Genomic DNA, 21769 nt, shown 5'->3' with positions numbered 1-21769 from the left:
GTTTTATTTTATAAGTCAAAGCCAATATCTTTTCTATAATACATCTTATCAAAATTTAGTTTTGCTATATTTTGATAGGATTTTTTTATGGCTTCATCAAAATCAATCCCAAAAGAAGTTACCGCTAAAACCCGGCCACCATTAGAAACAATCGTATTGTTTTCTATTTTTGTTCCTGCATGAAAAACAAGTGAATCCGTGACGGTTTCAATTCCTGAAATTACTTTTCCCTTTTCAAAATTTTCAGGATAACCGCCCGATACTAACATAATCGTGGCAGCACTTCGTTGGTCAATTTGTAATGAAATGGTGTTTAACTTTTCTTCCGCCACCGCTTGAAATAAGACTACCAAATCTGATTGAATTCGCGGTAAAACTACTTCTGTTTCAGGATCACCCATCCGAACGTTGTATTCGATGACCATTGGTTCGCCTTTGACATTAATTAAACCAATGAAAATAAAACCTTTATACACAATTCCGTCTTCTTGAAGCCCATTTATGGTTGGGATGACAATTCGCGTTTCAATTTTTTCCATCAAAGCAGCATCTGCAAAAGAAACAGGAGAAACCGCTCCCATTCCGCCGGTATTCAAGCCGGTATCACCTTCGCCAATTCGTTTATAATCTTTGGCTGTTGGAAGAATTTTGTAATTTTTTCCATCGGTCAACACAAAACAACTCAATTCAATTCCGTCTAAAAATTCTTCGATGACTACTTTTGCACTGGCATTTCCAAACTTTTGGTCAACCAACATGCTTTTCAATTCGTTTTTAGCTTCGGATAAATCAGCCAAAATCACAACACCTTTTCCGGCAGCTAATCCGTCTGCTTTTAATACATAAGGAGGCGATAAGGTTTCTAAAAATGCAAATCCTTCTTCCACTGTTTCTGCCGTAAAACTAGCATAAGCCGCGGTTGGAATTTGATGTTTAATTAAAAATTCTTTTGCATATTCTTTACTGCCTTCCAATTTTGCTCCTTCTTGTGACGGCCCGATAACTGGAATATCTTTTAAATCAGCATCATTACCAAAGAAATCATAAATACCATGAACTAAAGGGTCTTCTGGCCCTACGACCACCATTTCTACTTTTTTAGCTAACACAAATTGCTTAATCGCTTCAAAATCGGTTGGGTTGATAGCAATATTAGTTGCAATTGTTGCCGTGCCGGCATTACCAGGAGCGACAAAAAGTTGTGAGCATTTTGAGCTTTGAAGCATTTTCCATGCAAAAGCATGCTCTCTTCCGCCAGAACCAAGAAGTAAAATTGTCATGATAAACCAAATTTTAGGTGGGTTGACAAAAATACTTCGTTTTATTTTTAAAAAAAAGTTTACGCTAAATAGTTTATCGAATACGGAATGTATATTTTTGAATTAAAATGTTTTTATGTTCAACTTGTTTCATTTTTCGTTAAAACTAAGCGGTTTTCCTATTGCGAAAGCACAAGTTGATTTTGAAGAAATTTTAAAAGTTTCCGAGGAAGATTATCCTCACTATATTGAAAAAAGAAAGTTGGAAATTGTTAATTATCATTTGAAAAACAATCCTTTTTATAGAAACTTAGTTGGCCAAGAGCAAGTTGATTTTGCTATCTCAGAATGGAACAACTTACCCGTTTTGACAAAAAAAAATTTACAAAAACCTTTGAAAGAACGGCTTTCTCATGGGTATTCTGAAAAATCAGTTTTTGTAAACAAAACATCTGGTTCTAGCGGCGATCCTTTTATATTTGCCAAAGATAAAGCAGCACATGCAATGACGTGGGCTTCTATCATCCACCGCTTTGGTTGGTATGCTGTGGACTTTAACAATTCGTATCAAGCTCGTTTTTATGGAATTCCGCTAGATTTTGTGGGTTATCAAAAAGAACGTTTAAAAGATTTCTTGAGTAAAAGATATCGCTTTCCTATTTTCGATTTATCGGATGGAGTTTTAGATGGGGTTTTGAAGCATTTTAAAACAAAAAAGGTTGATTATATCAATGGTTACACCAGTTCTATCGTGCTTTTCGGAAAGTATTTACAAACACGAAATATCATCTTAACTGATTTTTGTCCAACGTTGAAGGTATGCATGGTAACCTCAGAAATGCTTTTTGATGAAGATAAAGTGCTGCTCGAAAAACACTTGGGCATTCCTGTTGTGAATGAATACGGAGCCTCAGAGTTAGACTTAATTGCTTTTCAAAATAAAAAAGACGAATGGCAAGTGAATTCCGAAACCTTATTTGTAGAAATTTTAGACGAAAATAACCAAGCCGTACCTTATGGCACCGAAGGGAAAGTGGTTATTACTTCCCTATACAATAAAGCCCATCCTTTTATTCGTTACGAAATTGGTGATATTGGAATTTTAGATGTAAAAAGCACGGTAAAGTTGCCCATTTTAAAAAAATTAATCGGAAGAACCAGCGATGTTGCCCTTTTGCCGAGTGGAAAAAAAGCTCCAGGATTAACCTTTTACTACGTCACAAAAAGTATAATCGAAGATGATGGCAATGTAAAGGAATTCGTCGTGCGTCAGACCAAATTGGATACCTTTGAAATTGATTATGTGAGTTCGGAAGCCTTAACACCTGAACAAATTTTGGAAATTGAAAAGGCAATTGCCACCTATTTGGAACCTGGATTGCATTTTACTTATAACAGAATGACCGTTTTAAAACGAACTGCTCGTGGAAAACTAAAACAATTTCAGTCTGATTTACCGCCATTACGGTAAAAAAGCGGAAATCAATTTCTATATTTTAAAAATCCTCTCACCATCCAATGAACCATATAGTAAGTTGATTGAAATACAGATAACGCTTCTACTTCTCTGTAAAATTGCCATTGGTATTTTAGTAAATCTGATTTTTTTCTGGAAAGCGAATTTTCTCTAATACGATAAATTGCTTGGGTTTCTTGAATTCCGTAAGCAAACGGAATTTCTTTCAAATAAGCAAGCCATAATCCCATATCTTGTCTTTTCCGAATGAGTGGCATTTGCTTTTTACCAAGAATTTTAATGTCCAAAAAAGCGGTTAGACAGCTTATGGAATTGGATTTTAGAATATCGGTATAGGTAACTTTTAGCGGCACTTTAAAGTCGGAATAAATAAAATCAAGTTTTTCATTACTTCGTTTATAGGAAGAGAACACAAACGGAATAGTGGTTTCTTGAATGGTTTTAATGTTGTTTTCAATAAATGTTGGAAACCAAATGTCGTCGGCATCAATAAACGTCATAAAATCTCCAGAGGCTTTTTCAATTCCAATATTTCTTGCCACAGCTGGACCAGCATTGGTTGGTAATTTAAAAAATTGGATTCGGCTATCCTTTACTAAAATAGCTAAAACGATGGATTCCGTTTCATCGGAAGAACCGTCATCCACAATAATCATTTCCCAATTTTGATAGGTTTGATTTTGAACCGATTGGATGGTTTCGGCAATAAATTTTGCAGAATTGTAAGCAGGTGTTATAATGGAAACTAAAGCTTTCATTAATACGCTTTTTCTTCTCCTTTAAAAATATTAATCACCGTTTGAAAGATGATTTTAACATCTAATATAAAGGACCAATTTTCAATATAAAACACGTCTAATTTAATGCGATTAATCATGTCGTCATCGGTTTCAATTTCTCCTCTAAAACCTTTTACTTGAGCTAAACCAGTTATGCCCGGTTTTACATAATGTCGAACCATGTATTTTTTAACACGATTTCCGTAGACTCTATTTTGTGACCACAAATGCGGTCTTGGCCCTACTACCGACATATCGCCCACTAAAACATTAAAAAATTGTGGCAATTCATCTAAACTTGTTTTTCGTAAAAACCGCCCAATTTTAGTTACACGAGGGTCGTTTTTTGACGCTTCTCTTTCCGTTGTTTGATTCATCTTCATCGAACGAAATTTATAACAAGAAAATTCTTCTTCGTCTAATCCCGGTCTCCCTTGTTTAAAAAACACCGGTCCTTTTGATTCTAGTTTGATCAGTATCGCCAAGATTGGTACCAACCATGACAAGATAAACAAAATGACAAATGCAGAAAAGAGAATGTCAAAAGTTCGTTTAAACGTTTTAGTGACTGGTTCATGAAGCAAGGTGCGTTGCAATGACAAAACCGGAAACATTTCGTAATAATCAATTTTTAAATTTTTAGAAAAAATTTGTTTAGTGTCAGGAATAAATTTAATGGTTTTATTATTTTCATCAGAAAATTCTACCAAATCTTTTAACTGTTCATTGCTGATTTCATTTAAAGAACAATAGATTTCGTCAATTTTGTTTTTCAGCACAAATTCTTTTATTTCCGCTACTTTCCCTTTTATATTTTCATTCGTTTTTTTATCAGAGAAAAATCCAAAAAAGCGATAGCCATAATCATTTCTTTTTTCAAATAAATTTTTAAGGTTGATGGCTTCCTGAGTATAACCGATGATAATCGCATTTCTGTAATTACTTCCGGTAACGATTCTGTATTTTTTTAAATAATAAAACAAGAGGTATTTAATAAATAAAATCAAGACAAAACTAGAAGTCATAAATAATGCAACTGCAGTACCACTAAAAATAGAATCTTTTGCAAAAGGAAAATAAGCAATGATTACTAGTAAAAAAACGACTGTTTGTTTTAGAATTTTAGATAATATTTCTACAGGTGTTGTAAAGCGATAAACCTCATAAAAACCAACAAAAAAAGCAATTAGTACCCAGCTGATGATTTGATAGGAATGAAATAAAAGGAAGTCGATTTTTAGCTCTTCAAAAAAGAATGAGGCCAATAAAATTATCACCAATAAGTCAAGTAAAATGCTTATTGGTCTAATAAATTTAGAATACCTTCCTTTTTGAGTTGCTACCATGCTAATGAATAAAACCCGAGAAATCTTTGTGTTCTTCTTTCAACAATTCTGCTGTAGAAAGTGTTTTAAAATAGTCAAACGTAATTTTCATTCCCTCTGCTCTAGATACTTTTGGTTCCCAATCTAAAATTGCTTTCGCTTTTGTAATATCGGGTTGTCTTTGTAAAGGATCATTCATTGGCAGCGGATTATAAACTATTTTTTGAGTAGTGCCGGTCAATTTAATAATTTCTTCGGCAAAATCTTTGATGGTAATTTCGTCTGGATTTCCAATATTTACGGGCAAATTATAATCTGAAAGTAATAAGCGATAAATTCCTTCTACTTGATCATCCACATAGCAAAAAGAACGTGTTTGCATACCGTCTCCAAAAATAGTTAAATCCTCTCCTCGCAGAGCTTGACCAATAAAGGCAGGAATTACACGGCCGTCATTTAAACGCATCCGTGGTCCGTACGTATTAAAAATACGAACAATTCTAGTTTCTAAACCATGAAACGTATGATAAGCCATCGTGATAGACTCTTGAAACCGCTTGGCTTCATCATAAACGCCTCTTGGGCCAATCGTATTAACGTTGCCGTAATATTCTTCCGTTTGTGGATGAATCAGCGGATCTCCGTAAACTTCAGAGGTGGAAGCAATTAAAATTCTAGCTTTTTTAACGCGAGCCAAGCCTAATAAGTTATGTGTTCCCAATGAACCGACTTTTAAGGTTTGAATAGGAATTTTTAAATAATCTATTGGGCTTGCTGGAGAAGCAAAGTGCAAAATATAATCTAATTTATCAGGAACATAGACGAATTTAGTTACATCATGATGATAAAACTCAAAGTTTTCTAACTTAAACAAATGTTGAATGTTTTTTAAATCGCCTGTTATTAAGTTATCCATTCCGATAACATAATAGCCTTCTGCAATAAAACGGTCACAAAGATGCGAGCCTAAGAAACCTGCAGCACCTGTTATTAAAATTCTTTTCATACATTAGTTTTTTTTGGGGCAACTACTTCTTCTTTACAAAACAAACAAAAAAGCAAGGTGAAAAACACCACCCCGCGTTGTCTCCATAAAAAAGATTCTGTCAAAAATAAACTTATCATTAGAATTGAGAAAGCAATTTGAACAAAATCTTTGTTTTCTATGCTTTTTTTAAGGGAAATGATCACAATTAGGAGTAAAAGTAGAAAACCAAACACGCCTAGTTCGGCAAAATTTTGAATATATTGATTGTGAAAGTTTTTAGTTTGATATCCTTCTTGGGTTTCATTTCCTCTGAATACGTTGTATTGAAGTGATTTTTCGTCCAGTTTTTTATATGAAGCATTTAATCCGTAACCAGTCCAAAATACATTTTCTACTTGAAAAAGCTCAATAAACATTCTGGTTTGATAGGCTCTAAAAGCAGTTCCTGGAAAGAAATCGTTGGGTGAAAATTTTTCGTTTGTCCAAGCTTCTTTCACGCTCAGTACATTTACACCTACCATATTTTTATCGATTACGGTAGAGCTTAAACTTTTTTCTGTATTCGATTTAAATTCGTTCAAGAATCGATCTTTAATCGCACCAACAAAAAATAAAGAAACTAAAAGAACGGAGAAAAGTAATAAGTTGCGTAATCGCATTTTATGTGCAACTTTAGAAAAGAAGAAAAATTCTACTAAAATTAGCAGGACAAAAACTAAAATAATATTTTTAGAGGACAAAAGAATGACAAATCCGAAGAGTAAAAAGCTACTAAACATTTCCGTTTTTGTTTTTACTTCTTTGGTAAAGAAATAGAAAAAAGCAATGGCCACATAAACCGAAACGTGAATTGCATTCAGTTTTTTAGTCACTAATTCATGATAAAAAAACACGCCCGTATCACCAGTCAAATAAAATCGAATAGCTGCTTGAAGGAGGTAAAAACAAACATAAAGTACGATGACATAACTATAATATTTAATGATTTTTTGAATTTGCTCTTTAGAGAACGGTTTCATCATCATAAATAAAAGAGGAATAAGTAGTAACGCTATTTCTTTAGGAATGGCTTTAAATGTAGCTGCTTGATCAATGCTCCAAAAATAAGAAACAGCCATTAATCCAAATAAAATGAGTGGTAATACTAAACTTTTTTGAAAATTAAAATCGGCAATTTTAAAACGAAAAAAAACAGAAAAGGCAAACAATCCCAAGAAAATATTGTTGATTCCATACGACAATGGAATGGTTGACAACACCAACAAAAAAGGAATAAATGAAAAATGTGATTTATTTTCCTGCTTGATGTCTAGCCATACATTGCTCAAAAAGTTGAAGATATTCCCCATTAATTTTATCCCAGTTAAATTCGTTTACAATGGCTTCAAAATTGTTTTGAATGAATTGCAAGTTATCATTTTTTTTGATTGTGAGCAGTAAATTTTTTACTTCTTCTGCATCTGAAAAATAATAGCTGTTTTCTTTTAAAACCCCTCTGTTAAAATCATTATTATGAGCCAATACCAAAGCCTGCGATGCCATAGCTTCTAATAAAGACGGATTTGTTCCGCCAACGGAATGTCCGTGAAAATATAATTTTGAAAAATACCGCAGGTTATTAAGGTGTTCTAAGTTATAAATAGCCCCTAAAAACCGAATAGAAGTTTGGTTTTTATACTTATTTTTAAGCACTTCTCCATATTTTGTATTGTGATTTCCAATAACTAAAATCGGTGTTTTATCCGCACTTTTTACCACGCCGTCTAAAACCATTTCAAAATTATTTTCTGGCTCAAATCGAGCCATAATCATATTGAAATTTTCTTTTCTCACCTCATATTCTTTTAGAATGTCTTCGTTCGGTTCGTTAAACGGATGTGCTCCATAGGCAATATAGGTCGATTCTTTAGCGTATCGTTTTTTTAAGAAATTTTGAATACCAATAGAATCTGAAACCAAATAATCACTACTTTTTGCTGCTAAACGCTCGGCAAAACGCAAGAATTGTTGCACCGGTCGACTGTATTTGGAACGTTTCCACTCGATTCCATCCATGTTCGTAATGATAATTGGTTTTTTGGGTAATAGAAAAAACCAAACGGAATTGCTAGTATAACCTAATTGTAAAATGATGTCAAAATCACGTTTACGAGCATCTAAGATACAATTGTAATCATAAATAAATTGCCCAAACGTGCCGTATTTATATTCTGGATCGTGCTGATGAAGAATGTGCACACCATTAAACATTGTTTCTTGAAACTTGTGATTATGTGAATTATAACAATATACTTCGTGCCCTTTTTCTACTAAAAAAACAGAGAAAAATTCGGCAAATTGTTCAAAACCTCCATAATAGTTGGGGATGCCTCTTGTTCCTAAAATGGCTATTTTCATTCGATTCACTTAGTTGTTCGGTTGGCAAAAATAGGATTTTAGAACAAACAAACAGAAAGAAATCTAATAAAATTAGTGTTTGTTTTTAATATTTTACTTATTCTCAAGAGCGAGGTTATACGCTTTAATTGTTTCTTCTGCGGTTTGTTCCCAGGTATACTTTTGTAAAATTTTTTCTTTTAATTTTGGATTAACGGGCGTTTCAAAAGCTTTTTTAATGGCTGCTGTAATTGAGTTGACATCATCTGGCTCACAATAAAAAGCATAATCTTCAAAATAATCATACGTATCGCCTTTTGGGGTAACAACAATATTAATTCCCATTGCGGCCGCTTCTAACGAAGACAAACCCGGTGTTTCCATCCAACTCACTAAGGCATGAACTTTGGCTACTTGATACAATTGTTTTAATTCTTGGTGTGTAATAGCTCCTAAAAAGGTCACATTTTCACCCGCTTCTTCATGAACTTGATTCACATAGTGTTGTTGATTTTGCGATTCTTTTCCCACTAAAACTAAATGATACGGCGTGTTTTTAACAGCACGAACCAAATTTAACGTGGATTTTCTACCTTCAATTCGGGCTGCACATAAGATACAATCTTTGTATTGTAAAAATGGGTTTCCATCAAGCGAAGTGTTCTCTGAAAATACCGATTTGTCAATGGCATTTGGAATACTGATATATTTTGGGTCTTTTAATTTGAATTCTTTTGCCACTCTTTTCATTTCTGAATCTGAATTAGGCAAAAACACACTTGTTTGCGAAACAATTTCTTTCATCAGCCCATAATATCGCTTATACATCATTTGGTAAACCCCTTTGTGCATTCGTTTTTCTTTGGAATGTTTGACCATTGTTTTGATATAACCTATTTGATATGGCGTTAAAAAATTAGCTACTTTTTGAAATAATCCGCCGCGGGCTTTTCGTTCAAACTCGGTATATAAACCATAAATAGTTGATAATACAATTTGTTTATTTTGCTTTTTTGCGTTTATCATTTGTCGATAAATGTCTTGTGGCTCCATCAAGTTAAAAAGATGAACCAAATCATACTCTTTTAAATCGGGTTCAAAAGCCAATGAAATATCAACTTGAATTCCTTTTTTTTCAAGAAACTCTTTCGTTTTCAACATTTGAATCATGTCGCCCCCGGGAGCTTCAAATAAATTTGTTCTGGTTTGAAATAATACTTTCATAAGTGATTTTCTACCTTGCAAATATAGTTTTTATTAGTAGTTTTACATTTCTTTATAATTACTCTTTACCTTCCTTATGAAAAAAGTTCTCTTTATTTTCGGAACACGTCCAGAAGCAATCAAAATGGCTCCTTTGATTAAGCATTTTGCTTCTGATTCTTTTTTTGAAGTAAAAATTGCGGTTACGGCTCAACATCGTGAAATGTTAGATCAAGTGTTAAGCTTTTTTGAAATTCAGGTTGATTATGATTTGAATATCATGAAACCAAATCAATCTTTGCACGAATTAACTGCTAATTTGGTTGCTCGAATTACGGATGAGATTCTGCTTAAAGATAAATTTGATGCGGTTTTTGTGCAAGGTGATACTGCTACCGTATTGGCGGCTTCGTTAGCTGCTTTTTATCAAAAAATAAAAATCATTCATATTGAAGCTGGTCTTCGAAGCGACGATATGTACTCGCCTTTTCCAGAAGAAATGAATCGTGTGCTCACGTCACGATTGGCAACTTATCATTTTTGTCCGACTATTAAATCGGCAGAAAATCTTTATAAGGAAAACATCAAAAATAATGTTTTCGTAGTTGGAAATACGGTTATTGATGCCCTTTTGATGGGCTTATCCAAAATAAAAAACACAGATGAAAGTCATTTCTTAAAACAATTTGAGTCTATTGATTTTTCTAAAAAAATAGTCTTAGTAACGTGTCACCGTAGAGAAAATTTTGGAAAACCATTTGAAGCGATTTGTGATTCGTTAATGGAAATTGCTCAAAAACATCAAGATACGATTGAGATTGTTTATCCTGTTCATCTAAATCCAAATGTAAAAGAAATTGCACATCAACGACTTGTTGCAGCGAATATAAAGCTTATTGCACCGCTTGATTATCCAGAATTAATTTGGATGATGGATAAAAGCTATTTGATTTTGACGGATTCGGGTGGAATTCAGGAAGAAGCACCTAGTTTAGGCAAACCCGTTTTGGTTTTACGAGAAGTTACCGAACGCACAGAAGGTGTTGATGCTGGAACAGCTATTTTAGTTGGTTCTAATCAAACAAAAATTGTGACAGAAGCTAATCGGTTACTAGAAGAAGAGGCTTATTATCAAACTATTGCTTCGTCATCAAACCCATATGGAGATGGCACGACTAGCGAGAAAATTAAAACTATTTTAAAGCAATAGTGTTTTCACGTTTTATTTTTTCGGCATAAGCCAAAAGTAAGCCGACCAAAATAGATTTGGTATCTGCTTTAAAATAAAACCCCATGAAAACCCAATACGAAATAAATAAGAACAAGGCGGTTCCTGTTAATAAATAATTGATTTTATTAATTAAAAGTGGTTCTGATTTTTGCTTTCTAAACAACAGAAAAATAGAAGCAAAGAGAATGAAAACGCCTATTAATCCAGCTTTTAAAAAAACAGTCATAAATCCATTATGCAAAATGGAGATAAAACGCAATTTGGTATCGTCTAGCCAAACTTCTTTTTTAAGGTCAACTCTTGAGCCTAAACCATTTCCGAAAAGTACCGAAAACCAACCATCGTTCGTCATTTGGTTAACGGTATTTATGTTTTCAACGGAACGATAATTATCGTTAAAATCTTTATAATCTTCGGTGTTGATTCTGGTTTTAAACGGTTCTGTAGGTGCAATTTTAACTTTGTATAAAAAGGCTTCAATTCCTTTACCGTTTCTTTTGGGATTATAATAAACAATTGCAGAATAGGTTAGCAAACCCATAAAAATAACCGAAATCAACGCAACTAGTTTTCTTTTGTCAAGGATAAAAAATCCTTTGAGAGCCAAATATAAAATTCCGAATTGGATAAAATTGGTTCGTGAAAGATAAAACAAAGAAGAAAACACAAGGATTGTAAGAAACCATCTTTTTTGCGTTGGTGAAATTTCCAAATTAAAATCACGGTGAAAAATCACAAGAATTATCACATAAACCTCATAATCACTAAAATAGCCAGAATACGTACGAATTTGATGTATGTTTCTAAAACCCACAAAGGTAATTCCGTAAAACACTATCCATAAATGAATGATGGCTAAAAGAATTCCGGTGTAAATAACTGTTTTAAGTGGATTTTCTAATTTAGACTTACACAATTGATAACCAATTAATAAGCCTAATACGGGTTTTACTAAATAAGTTGCATCCCGAATAAAATTATAGGTTGTCCATTCATTAAAAAAACTACTAAAAAAAGCTAGGATAAAAATTCCGCTGAAAAGCAAAATTTGCAAAAAAAATGCAATGGAGTAGCTCCGTTGTATCGTCACTAAAACAGTAAATCCCCAAACTAAAAAAGTGAGTTCATAATTATTTAAATAGGGAACCGCGACGCAAAGTGCAAAGAGAATTTGATATAAACTATTTTTTGAAATCCGTATCGGCATTACTATTTATGAAATCGGTTTATTAAAAAATTTAGTTCTAAGGGTGTAAAGATACATTATTATGACCATCACTTCGGTGAGTATTAAAATGGAGAACACACCCATTAATTGCCAAAATGAAAACATGGCAATAATGGTAACAATTAAAAAAACTGCTGCTCCCGTGGTGATGTTGACATATTGTTTTTGATAACTGTAACCTAAAATCAATTGTTGCAACGGTATACTCACGGCATAAAGCAAGGGTAAAAAAGCAGCAAAACGCAAATAAAAAGTGAGTTCTACGATAGACGAAGCATTAAAAAAGCCCAGCACTTCTGGTGTAAAGACAAATAAAACGATACACGCTAAAAGAATTAATAAAAAATTAGCTCCATTAAAAATCTTCCAATTCTTAATTCCAATTTTATGGTCTTTAGCTAACAAAAAGCAAACCCTTGGAAAAATAAAGTTAAATAAAACTTGTAAATAAGTTCTAAAAATCATGATGATTTGTTCGATGATTTTATACTGTCCGGCTAAGCTACTGTTGCCAAAAAAACCTACAATCAAAATAGGTGAATATTGTTGTAACGACAATAACAATTGAGATAACGTGAGTTTATAATCACGACTAAAAATTGACAAAACGTCTGCTTTAGCTGGTTTTTTTAAAACTAAAAATTTGTTTCTTATTAACCAACCCATTCCGATTAAATGAACGAATAAAGCACTTATTCCAAAATAAAAATTGACAAAAATATAATCTTCTTTTTTAGTTACTAGTAGAAGTACTAATACGATATACATTATTTTTCCAGTAATAGAGAGGAAAGATATGATTTTGAACTTTTCAATTCCTTGTAAAAACCAAGTAGGATTAAACGCTTGTGAAACCAAAAAAACGAGACTCAAAAAGTACAATTCTTTTTCTTGATTTAAAAACGGAACAAAAACGATAAAGCCGCTTGCGAGCAAAAGAATAAAAAGTAACGCAAAGAGTTTGATGGAAAATAACGTATTGGCGATTTTCTGTACCTTCTTAAGCTCTTCTCGATAGACCGAAACATCTTTTACACCATTAATTCCAGAGGCAAAATCAACAAGTACGGTTAGAATAAAAACAAAGGAAAGTCCAATACCCGCTTTTCCAAATCCTTCTTCACCACATATTATAATGACATAAGGAGCAACCAGTAATGGAGTGAGCAAATTAAACAATTGACCAATTCCATAAATGGAGAAGTTTTGAACCTGCTTATTGTTTTTTAAATTATGAAAAGTTTTCACCTCTTTTGATTGAATGGTAAAAATACTTTTAATTGAGTTGATTTAAAAAGAAAAAACCATTAAATTTCAAGTTGAAAATTAATGGTTTAGGGTTTTAAACACTATTAATAAAGTAGTTCTTAATTATAAAACCACAAAATATATTATTGAAATAACTTTGGAAGTTCTGCTGCTTGAACAGATTCATGCGGATAAAGAGAAGGTGTTTGTCTAACACCTTCTTTAGAAGTAGCTTTAACAACTCCTGTTATAGGGTCAAAAGTACACTTTGAATCATCTGCTCTAAAAAAAACACCCATTTCAAATCCTTTAATTTCTCTTTCGTTTCCATTATACTCGAACTTTATCGATTTAATGACAATATCTTCTTGGTCTAGATTTTGTCCTAAATCTAACCTTAGTTGGGTTGGTTGCACTTTTGCAGGAAAAAGAAACTCAATTGATTGTTCATCTAAAGATCCTTTTACTTCTTTCCAAACACCTTCTTTAAAATCAATAGAACTGTCTTCTGTATATAAAAAACAGAAATCATCATCTTTCTTTGAAATTGCATTTAGTGTTACTTTGAAAACTTTTGCAGAAATAATGTTTTGTTCTGAATCTGAAGAAATAGTGTCATTTGATTTGGTATCATTTTTACAGCTTATTGCGGTAATTACAGTCAATGATAAAAAAAATATTTTTTTAATTTTCATTTATTTTTAAATAACTTAGTTAAGACTTAATTTATATCTTGCACAAAGAAAATAATTATTCAACTCAATAGCAAATTTATCTAAATTTAATAATCATGATTACAACATCAATTGCAAAAGACACTTATTTTTATAAATTATTTTCTTTTTCTTTTTTGTTAGCCATAATTACCTATGGTTTTGCTTTAACAAATTTTACCTTAACTATTGACAATGAAATTCCTATTTTTCCTGATTATGGATTAGATCTGGGAAGATGGGGACAAAATTTAATTAGATACCATTTGTTTAAAGGACATTTACAGTATTTTTCGCTTTTACTAAGTCTTTTTATTTTTAGTTTAGCTGCGATTCGGCTATCTAATTTGTTTAAATTTAAGGGTATTCAAGCTTACTTTTTTTGTGCTTTATTTATCACTTTCCCACAAATCTCTTATCAAGTCGTTTTTGGTATGATGGCCGATATTGCCGCTTTGGGAGTTTTATTATCTGTTTTGAGCGTAGAGTTATTTTTGAAAAGTATAAATGAAAAATCAATTGTAAAAAAAGGGTTTGTTTTTTTATCTGTAGCATTACTATTAATGTTTACCTTGTCAATGTATCAAGCATTTATATTTGTACCGGTAGTAATTGCCATACTTCTTTTTTTTCAAAGCACTTTTCAAGATTCCTTTAATTTTAAATATGAATTTAAAAATCTTATCCTTTTTGGGGGAATTATATTACTTTCCTTATTATTATATTATTTATCTGTCAAAATTATTTGTCCTCCAATTGAAGGAAGTGGCTATCTTTCTTCTTTTATTTCTGGAGAATCAAACAATCAATTTCTAGATTTTTGTTCCATTTGGCTAAAAAATCTTGTGGGAAATTTTTATTATGGTTCACAAACCTTTGTTTTAATTTTAATTTCAAGTCTAGTTTTAATTGCATCATTTGTATTTAATAAAAAACTACTATTTGTTCGTTTAATTTCACTTATAATTCTACTAATTTTGCCGTTTTTAATGTCTTCCATTATCACAAATGGCTATCATCCTCCTCGTTTATATCTAACATCAAATTTAGTTTTTGCTTTTATTCTTGTTTTTTCAATTAATAATTTCAAACTAAACTCTTTATTAGCTTCTAAAATTGTGGTTATATTAATTGTAATTACTAATATTTACTTTGTTACAAATCTTTTTTATTCTGCTAATAAAATATTTAAACACGATAAAAAAATAGCAGAGAAAATAGATGCTATTATTCAAACTAAATATCCTGAATTTTTTACAACAGAAAAAGTAATTTACTTCTATGGCTATTTTCCATATGAATATCACGAAAAATTTAGGCTGAGAAAATCTGAAATTTTTGGTGGTTCTATTTTTATGTGGGATAATGGTAATAATTACCGAATTGTTAACTTTTTTAAAGGTGCAGATGTTGCAGAATATAAAATGATTGACTCAAAAGAAAAGTTTGATACGTTTAAAGATTCAATCAATAAAATGCCAATATGGCCCAACCAAGAATCTATTAAAATGTTTAATGATGTGGTTGTGGTAAAACTAGGAAATGAAAAAGGTTCGCGGCTTTATTTTGAATAAACGAATTAGAAAATATCCATTGAAATTAAAGTGCTGATTTAATAAGTACTTCGATTACTTTATCAAAATTTAATTCATAAAAAAGAGGTAATCTAACCAAAGTGTCTGTATACCTATCTGTTTCCTTCAATGGTTCACCCTCATATTTTGAAGCATAAAAAGGACTTTCGTGCAAGCTGATGTAATGAAAAACCGCTAAAATATCGTTCTTTTTTAGGTGTTCAATTAAGCTTGTTCGTTGTTCTAAATTTTTACAAACTAAGTAAAACATGTGGGCATTATTGGTTGCATATTTTGGAATAATTGGAAGGCTTATCTCGTTTTTTGCGGCCCATTCCTTTAGATTTTTGTGATAATTTTCCCAAATTTCTTTTCTTCGGTTTTGAATTTTATCCAAATTTTCTAATTGTGCCCATAAGAAAGCCGCAATAATTTCTGAAGGAAGAAAAGAACTTCCCACATCAACCCAGCCGTATTTATCTACTTCTCCTCTAAAAAACGAAGAACGATTGGTTCCTTTTTCCCAAATACTTTCTGCTCTATTGATAAATTGTTCATCGTTTATTGCTAATAATCCACCTTCACCTGAAATAATATTTTTAGTTTCATGAAATGAAAAAGCAGCCAAGTGTCCGATAGAACCCAATGCTTTTTTTACGCCATCTTCACCAATATAAAAACTATCGATGGCTTGAGCGGCATCTTCTATCACAAACAAATTATACGTTGCAGCCAAATCCATAATCGTATCCATCTCACAGGCAACGCCTGCATAATGAACGGGGACAATGGCTTTTGTTTTGGATGTAATTAATGATTCTATTTTGGTTTCATCTATATTAGGATGGTCTTTTTTGCTGTCTGCAAAAACTATTTTGGCTCCACGTAGCACAAAAGCATTGGCTGTAGAAACAAAAGTGTAAGAAGGCATAATTACTTCATCTCCTTCTTTAATGTTTATCAAAATGGCTGCCATTTCGAGTGCATCGGTACAAGAAGTGGTTAACAACGTTTTTTTGAAACCGTATTTATCTTCAAAAAATTGTTGACATTTTTGGGTATATTTTCCATTGCCAGAAATTTTGCCTGATTTTACAGCATCTTCAATATAATGCGTTTCGTTTCCGGTTAAGTAAGGTTTGTTAAATGGAATCATCTTTTCCAAAAATGGTTTATAATTGTTATTTGAAATTTTTCATAACCCAATTTTTCATAAAAAAAACAGGCTTGTACATTTGATTCTTGAGTTGGTATTCGTAATTCGAAAATGTTTTTTTGAATTAATTTATTTTCTACTTGGTGAATTAATCCTTTGCCAATTCCTTTACCTTGATGGTTCAGATTAACTGCAATTAAACCAATGGTGGCAAAAGTATCGGTTATTTTATAAGAAACAAAACCAATGATTTTTGAATCTTCTTTATAAATCAAAACTTCATCGGCAAACTTTTTATTCAACGAATTGACTACCCATAATTCATATAATTCAAAAAACTTATGCTTCTCTATTTTATAATCTAATTTGAATCGGCTGTGTTTTCCGCTTTCAAAAGCTAGTTCATAAAGTTCTTCGATGGAATACTCTATTTCTGAAATTTCTTTGATTGCTGAATTTGAATCGTTTACTAGTACTAAATCCTTTTGGTAAACTACTTTGTTTTCGGTAAACGATTTTTCAAAACTTGTAATTTCAACATCCGTTTTAATGTCTGATTTTACATAAATTAAATCAAAATCAGAATTAACCACAAAATTTGTTGAATTTGTGAATAACTCACCTACTTCAATTCCAAAAAAATCCGAATCCCAATCTAATCTTTTAATCTCAGTCATTTTCTTGCGAATTCACTTTTTTTTCAACAATATAAAGTGGTCTGTTTTTAACGCCTTCAAATATCTTACCCACATATAAACCAATAACACCTAACGTTATTAAAATACAACCGCTTAAAAACCATATACTCGTGATTAAACTTGCATAACCAGAAACGGAAACTTCGCCTGTCATTTTACTGTAAATCGCATAAATCGCCATTAAAATAGAAATAAAGGCAATGGACATTCCTAATTTGATAATTAACCGCAGTGGTTTATCGCTAAATGCCAATATGATATCCAACGCCAGGTTAAGCATCTTTTTTAAGTTATAGTTAGATTCTCCTTGCTGCCTAGATGCGTGTTCTACATCAACATAAGCCGTTTTAAACCCAACCCATTTAACCATCGTAGGAAAATAACGAATACTTTCTCTAAGGCTACTAACTTCTTTGATTACATTCTTTTTATAAATTCCAAAATTAGCAACAGTTGCGTCTTGTTTAGAGCCCGTTAAGTAGCCCAAGGTTTTATAAAAGGTTTTTGAAAACAATTTCTTCATGAAAGAATCTTGTCTGTTAAAACGTCTAGCCAAAACAATATCATAACCTTCTTGAGCTTTTTGTAATAGTTTAGAAATTTCTTCTGGTTTGTCTTGCAAATCACAATCCATCACTACAATATAATCGCCTGTTGCTTGATCTAATCCCGCTGTAATGGCATAATGCTGACCAAAATTTCTACTTAATTTAACCCCAATAATTTCTGGATAAATTCTGGAAAGCCTTTCTATTTCTCTCCAAGATTCATCTGGACTATAATCGTCTACAAGAATAATCTCAAGAGCTAAAACCGAAGTTGGTGTTGCATTTTTTATTCTTGTAACAAGTTCTTCAAGCTCTTTTTCAGCTCTGTAAACAGGAGAAACTATTGATAATTTCAAGATTGATACTGGTTTATAAAAATTAATTTGATGACCCAAATATATACTTATTTTTATTTTTTTCCTACTTAAAAATCGTATGAATAATTTTTGAATTAGCTATAAAAAAACCAATGTAGGGCAAAGATATTCTTAGTTAAATGTATTCATTTTAAAGCTATTTGGCATAGTTCTAGGATATATTTAATTGTAATTAAACTGATTATAAAAAAATTACTTATTTTTGCAAAATTCTTAGACTGAACAATCTACGTATGAAAACACATAAAAAATATTTTTTAATTGGCTTTTTATTCCTTTTTTTAAGTACAAAGGCCCAAAACGTCGTGATAAACGAGTTTGTCACTTCCAATTCAACTGTAAATACTGACGAGGATGGTAGTTATGAAGATTGGATTGAACTTTATAATACGAGTGCTGCAAATATAAACCTTTCGGGTTACGGATTATCAGACAACACAAACCTCTTTAAGTGGGTTTTTCCTGATTTTATAATGCAACCTGGTGAACATCTTTTGGTTTGGTGTTCTAGTAAAAACCGATCAAATCCAGAATTCCCTTTGCATACCAACTTTGGTATTAGCTCTGGAGGAGAAACCATCACATTAACCCATCCCGACGGAACGGTGATGGACCAAATTCCAGCTATCGTTATTCCGCCAAATTTTTCCTATGGAAGAGCTCCGAGTGGTTCGCTTACCTTTTCAATTTTTCAAGAACCAACTCCCGGATTTCTTAATTCAATTGATGGAGCTCCAGATACTCTAAGTCCACCTGAATTATCCGTTGATTCCGGATTTTATTCAGAAGGTTTTACCCTTACACTTACTCATCCTGACCCTGAAGTTACCCTTATTTATACCTTAGATGGCTCAGAACCAACACTAGAAAATTTGAATGGAAAATCCTATTTCTATAAAAATCAATATGAAGAATTTCCGGGTCAATCTTCTGGAGAATTACTAGAACAATCTTATGCTACGCAGCTTTATGAAGAACCAATTGAAATTATAGATCGCAGTAACTTGCCTAATAAAATTGCATCCATCTCTTCTACTTTTCATCAAGTTCCTTTTTACATTCCTACTAATCCGATTTTTAAAGGAACCGTTGTGCGAACAAAAGCTCTTAAAGAAGGAACACTTTCTAGCGAAACCATTACTCGCAGTTATTTTATTTCGCCCGAAGAAGCAAATCGGTTTTCAATTCCAGTAGTTTCAATCAGTTTAGACGAATCACAATTTTTTAATTATGATAACGGAATCTATGTAGCAGGCAAAGACTTTGACGATTGGCGATTAGAAAATCCTGACGGTGACGCCGTTTGGGCGGATGCAAATTATAAACAAAAAGGGGAAATAACTGAAAAAAAAGCTAATTTGAGTTTTTTTGAAAATGGAAATGAAATTCTAAACCAAGATATTGGTATACGACTCAACGGTAATTTTACCCGTATTTCTCCCAATAAATCCTTGCGTTTATATGCTCGTTCAGAATATGGAAGCGGGAGTTTTAATCATGCTTTTTTTGATGAATCTTCCTATTCAAGTTTTAAACGATTAATCCTCAGAAACTCAGGAAATGATGTTTCTTCCACTTATTTTAGAGATGCTTTTATACAGCGAATGGTAAAGCACATGAATTTTGAAACCCAAGCCTACCAACCTGTAATTACGCTTTTAAATGGAGAATATTGGGGAATTTTAAATATGCGAGAACGTTTTGATCGTCATTATTTTGAACGTGTTTTTGGAATTATTGATGGCGATTTAGACTTTTTAGAATATAATGGTACTATTGTTGAAGAAGGCGATTCTGAACATTATATGGCAATGTTTGATTATATTTCAACTCATAATCTTGTAGAAACTGACCATTATAATTATGTAAAAACACAAATGGACCCTGATAATTTCATCGACCATTTTATTGCTAATATATATGCGGCAAATACCGATTGGCCGCACAATAATATTGAATTTTGGCGGAAAAGAACCGATCAATATCAACCTGATGCACCCTATGGGCAAGATGGTAGATGGCGTTGGGTTTTAAAGGATACTGATTTTGGTTTTGGTGGTACTGGTGTGCCACAATCTTATGAGGACAACACACTAGCTTTTGCAACCTCAACAGGTGGCGATGAAATCCTTAACCCCGAATGGTCAACCTTAGTTTTAAGAAAATTATTAGAAAACACTACTTTTAAAAACAGTTTTATAAATCGGTTTGCGGATATGTTAAATACTACTTTTCTACCTGAACGCGTAGTGGGTGTTATCTATGAAATGAAAAGTGGTATAGAGGCAGAAATTCAAGAGCACCGCTTTCGTTGGAGCACGATTGGCTCCATGGAAGAATGGCAGTCTAACATCGATGTAATGATAGAATTTTCAAATGAGAGACCAACTTACCAAAGAAATCATATTCTAGAAAAATTTAATATTGATTCTACCCTACAAGCTCACTTAAATGTACTAGATGAAACGCAAGGTTTTATCCAAATCAATACGATCGAAATTCTTGCTACTACTCCAGGCGTTCAAGAAAACCCCTATCCTTGGAATGGTGTCTATTTTAAAAATATTCCGATTACTTTAAAAGCCATTGCCAAACCCGGTTATGTTTTTAGTCATTGGACAGGAGCTTCTATTAGTCCTGAATCGGAAATTACACTGACTCCAGCTACTGATTTTGAAATAACGGCTCATTTTGTCTCTTCTCAAGATGTAGTAGAAGATATACCTATTTATTTTTGGACAATTGACAGTAATGTTCCTAACAACGAAGCTCTAACCGAAATTTATTCTACTTTTGATCTCGCTTCTCAAGGTCTACTTCGTTACGAGTCTTGTTTAGCTGGCTATCCTTTTGATAACACTCACCCAAATTGGCGAAAAGCATCAATGGAACGAAGAAATAGTCCTACCGATTTAAATTATATTCCAGAAGCAAATAATGAAATTCCATTTGAATTGTCTAATATGCGAGGTTTACAAATCAAACAACCATTCCAAAATGACGGTTTTGAAAACCAACTTATTTTTGAATTATCAACAACTGCCTATCAGGATATTTTGATGGGATTTGCAGCCAAAAATGAAAATGCAGCTCATACCATTTTGGTTGATTATTCTATAACTGAAAACACAACAGAATGGACAACTGCCGGACTTGAAAATTCTTCATTTAGTTTGTCAGATGACTACCAAACCTATGAAATAGACTTCTCAGCTATTGATGGGGTTAATAACAATCAGAATTTTAAAATGCGTCTTCGTTTTGATGGTGAGAATATGACACTAGATAATGGTGATAGGGTAACTTTCAATAATTTTAGCGTAAAAGGAAGTACCTACACGTTTAAAATACCGGATAATCTTCCATTAAAATTTAATGTATATCCAAACCCGGTCTCAGAAATCTTATATATTGTTCACAGTTATCCAACAGTCGATTTCAAACTCTTTTCTATTGATGGAAAATTAGTAGAAAGTGGGACTTTAACTGGTTTAAAAATAAATATAAGCACCCTTCAAAAAGGACTATATATTCTTCAATTGGAAGTTGATGGTAAAAAAGAAATTAAAAAAATCATAAAACTATAACT

At 32.3% G+C, this 21769-nt stretch carries 17 protein-coding genes; 4 read left to right on the top strand and 13 right to left on the bottom strand.

Annotated features, from left to right (window positions below; all coding sequences use genetic code 11):
- Window positions 1-8: 8 nt before the first annotated feature.
- Window positions 9-1280 (bottom strand): phosphoribosylamine--glycine ligase, encoded by a 1272-nt coding sequence (purD, locus tag PHR76_RS00945; protein WP_300057348.1) that lies wholly within the window; start codon window positions 1278-1280, stop codon window positions 9-11.
- Between the two features lie 115 nt (window positions 1281-1395).
- Here purD and PHR76_RS00940 point away from each other — a divergent pair, with 115 nt between their 5' ends.
- Window positions 1396-2730, top strand: coding sequence for a phenylacetate--CoA ligase family protein (locus tag PHR76_RS00940; protein ID WP_300057347.1), 1335 nt, complete (start codon window positions 1396-1398; stop codon window positions 2728-2730).
- An 11-nt stretch (window positions 2731-2741) separates the two neighbouring features.
- Here the strand turns inward: PHR76_RS00940 and PHR76_RS00935 are convergent, their stop codons facing one another.
- The 6 genes from PHR76_RS00935 to PHR76_RS00910 all read right to left on the bottom strand — a co-directional run bounded on the left by PHR76_RS00935 (window position 2742) and on the right by PHR76_RS00910 (window position 9428).
- Entirely contained in the window at window positions 2742-3494 is a 753-nt protein-coding gene (locus tag PHR76_RS00935) for a glycosyltransferase family 2 protein (protein WP_300057345.1), read from the bottom strand.
- On the bottom strand, window positions 3494-4861 hold the full coding sequence (locus tag PHR76_RS00930; protein WP_300057343.1) for an undecaprenyl-phosphate glucose phosphotransferase: 1368 nt from the start codon (window positions 4859-4861) through the stop codon (window positions 3494-3496). The genes PHR76_RS00935 and PHR76_RS00930 overlap by 1 nt, the downstream gene beginning before the upstream one ends.
- Before the next feature lies 1 nt (window position 4862).
- Entirely contained in the window at window positions 4863-5846 is a 984-nt protein-coding gene (locus PHR76_RS00925) for a UDP-glucuronic acid decarboxylase family protein (RefSeq protein WP_300057340.1), read from the bottom strand.
- A complete protein-coding gene (locus PHR76_RS00920) occupies window positions 5843-7177 on the bottom strand; it encodes an O-antigen ligase family protein (RefSeq protein WP_300057338.1) in 1335 nt (444 codons plus the stop codon). The genes PHR76_RS00925 and PHR76_RS00920 overlap by 4 nt, the downstream gene beginning before the upstream one ends.
- Window positions 7119-8225, bottom strand: coding sequence for a DUF1972 domain-containing protein (locus PHR76_RS00915; RefSeq protein ID WP_300057337.1), 1107 nt, complete (start codon window positions 8223-8225; stop codon window positions 7119-7121). Before PHR76_RS00915 ends, PHR76_RS00920 begins: the two co-directional genes overlap by 59 nt.
- Before the next feature lie 93 nt (window positions 8226-8318).
- Window positions 8319-9428: a glycosyltransferase family 4 protein gene (locus PHR76_RS00910; protein ID WP_300057335.1), complete on the bottom strand. Its 1110-nt coding sequence runs from the start codon at window positions 9426-9428 to the stop codon at window positions 8319-8321.
- 76 nt (window positions 9429-9504) lie between these two features.
- Here PHR76_RS00910 and wecB point away from each other — a divergent pair, with 76 nt between their 5' ends.
- On the top strand, window positions 9505-10617 hold the full coding sequence (gene wecB / locus PHR76_RS00905) for a UDP-N-acetylglucosamine 2-epimerase (non-hydrolyzing) (protein WP_300057333.1): 1113 nt from the start codon (window positions 9505-9507) through the stop codon (window positions 10615-10617).
- Here the strand turns inward: wecB and PHR76_RS00900 are convergent.
- The 3 genes from PHR76_RS00900 to PHR76_RS00890 all read right to left on the bottom strand — a co-directional run bounded on the left by PHR76_RS00900 (window position 10601) and on the right by PHR76_RS00890 (window position 13809).
- Window positions 10601-11845 carry a hypothetical protein gene (locus PHR76_RS00900; protein ID WP_300057331.1) on the bottom strand — a complete coding sequence of 415 codons (1245 nt, stop codon included), beginning with the start codon at window positions 11843-11845 and terminating at the stop codon, window positions 10601-10603. The genes wecB and PHR76_RS00900 overlap by 17 nt on opposite strands.
- Before the next feature lie 6 nt (window positions 11846-11851).
- On the bottom strand, window positions 11852-13114 hold the full coding sequence (locus PHR76_RS00895; protein WP_300057328.1) for a lipopolysaccharide biosynthesis protein: 1263 nt from the start codon (window positions 13112-13114) through the stop codon (window positions 11852-11854).
- A 143-nt stretch (window positions 13115-13257) separates the two neighbouring features.
- A complete protein-coding gene (locus PHR76_RS00890; protein ID WP_300057326.1) occupies window positions 13258-13809 on the bottom strand; it encodes a hypothetical protein in 552 nt (183 codons plus the stop codon).
- A gap of 95 nt (window positions 13810-13904) precedes the next feature.
- On the opposite strand from PHR76_RS00890, the gene PHR76_RS00885 reads away from it, so the two are divergent.
- A complete protein-coding gene (locus tag PHR76_RS00885) occupies window positions 13905-15401 on the top strand; it encodes a glucosyltransferase domain-containing protein (protein WP_300057323.1) in 1497 nt (498 codons plus the stop codon).
- Window positions 15402-15426: 25 nt separating this feature from the next.
- Here PHR76_RS00885 and rffA read toward each other — a convergent pair whose 3' ends face one another.
- From rffA to PHR76_RS00870, 3 genes are read right to left on the bottom strand one after another with little or no spacing between them, the layout of a single operon-like run.
- Window positions 15427-16557: a dTDP-4-amino-4,6-dideoxygalactose transaminase gene (gene rffA, locus PHR76_RS00880; RefSeq protein ID WP_300057320.1), complete on the bottom strand. Its 1131-nt coding sequence runs from the start codon at window positions 16555-16557 to the stop codon at window positions 15427-15429.
- Window positions 16554-17234 (bottom strand): GNAT family N-acetyltransferase, encoded by a 681-nt coding sequence (locus PHR76_RS00875; protein ID WP_300057317.1) that lies wholly within the window; start codon window positions 17232-17234, stop codon window positions 16554-16556. The genes rffA and PHR76_RS00875 overlap by 4 nt, the downstream gene beginning before the upstream one ends.
- Window positions 17227-18159: a glycosyltransferase family 2 protein gene (locus tag PHR76_RS00870; protein ID WP_300057313.1), complete on the bottom strand. Its 933-nt coding sequence runs from the start codon at window positions 18157-18159 to the stop codon at window positions 17227-17229. Before PHR76_RS00870 ends, PHR76_RS00875 begins: the two co-directional genes overlap by 8 nt.
- 254 nt (window positions 18160-18413) lie before the next feature.
- Here PHR76_RS00870 and PHR76_RS00865 point away from each other — a divergent pair, with 254 nt between their 5' ends.
- A complete protein-coding gene (locus PHR76_RS00865; RefSeq protein WP_300057310.1) occupies window positions 18414-21767 on the top strand; it encodes a CotH kinase family protein in 3354 nt (1117 codons plus the stop codon).
- Window positions 21768-21769: the final 2 nt, after the last annotated feature.

Origin of the sequence: Flavobacterium sp. (assembly GCF_028689845.1) — a bacterium.
Lineage (GTDB): Bacteria > Bacteroidota > Bacteroidia > Flavobacteriales > Flavobacteriaceae > Flavobacterium.
Note: the sequence above shows the minus strand (reverse complement) of the source record. Positions and strands in the feature narration are given on the sequence as shown.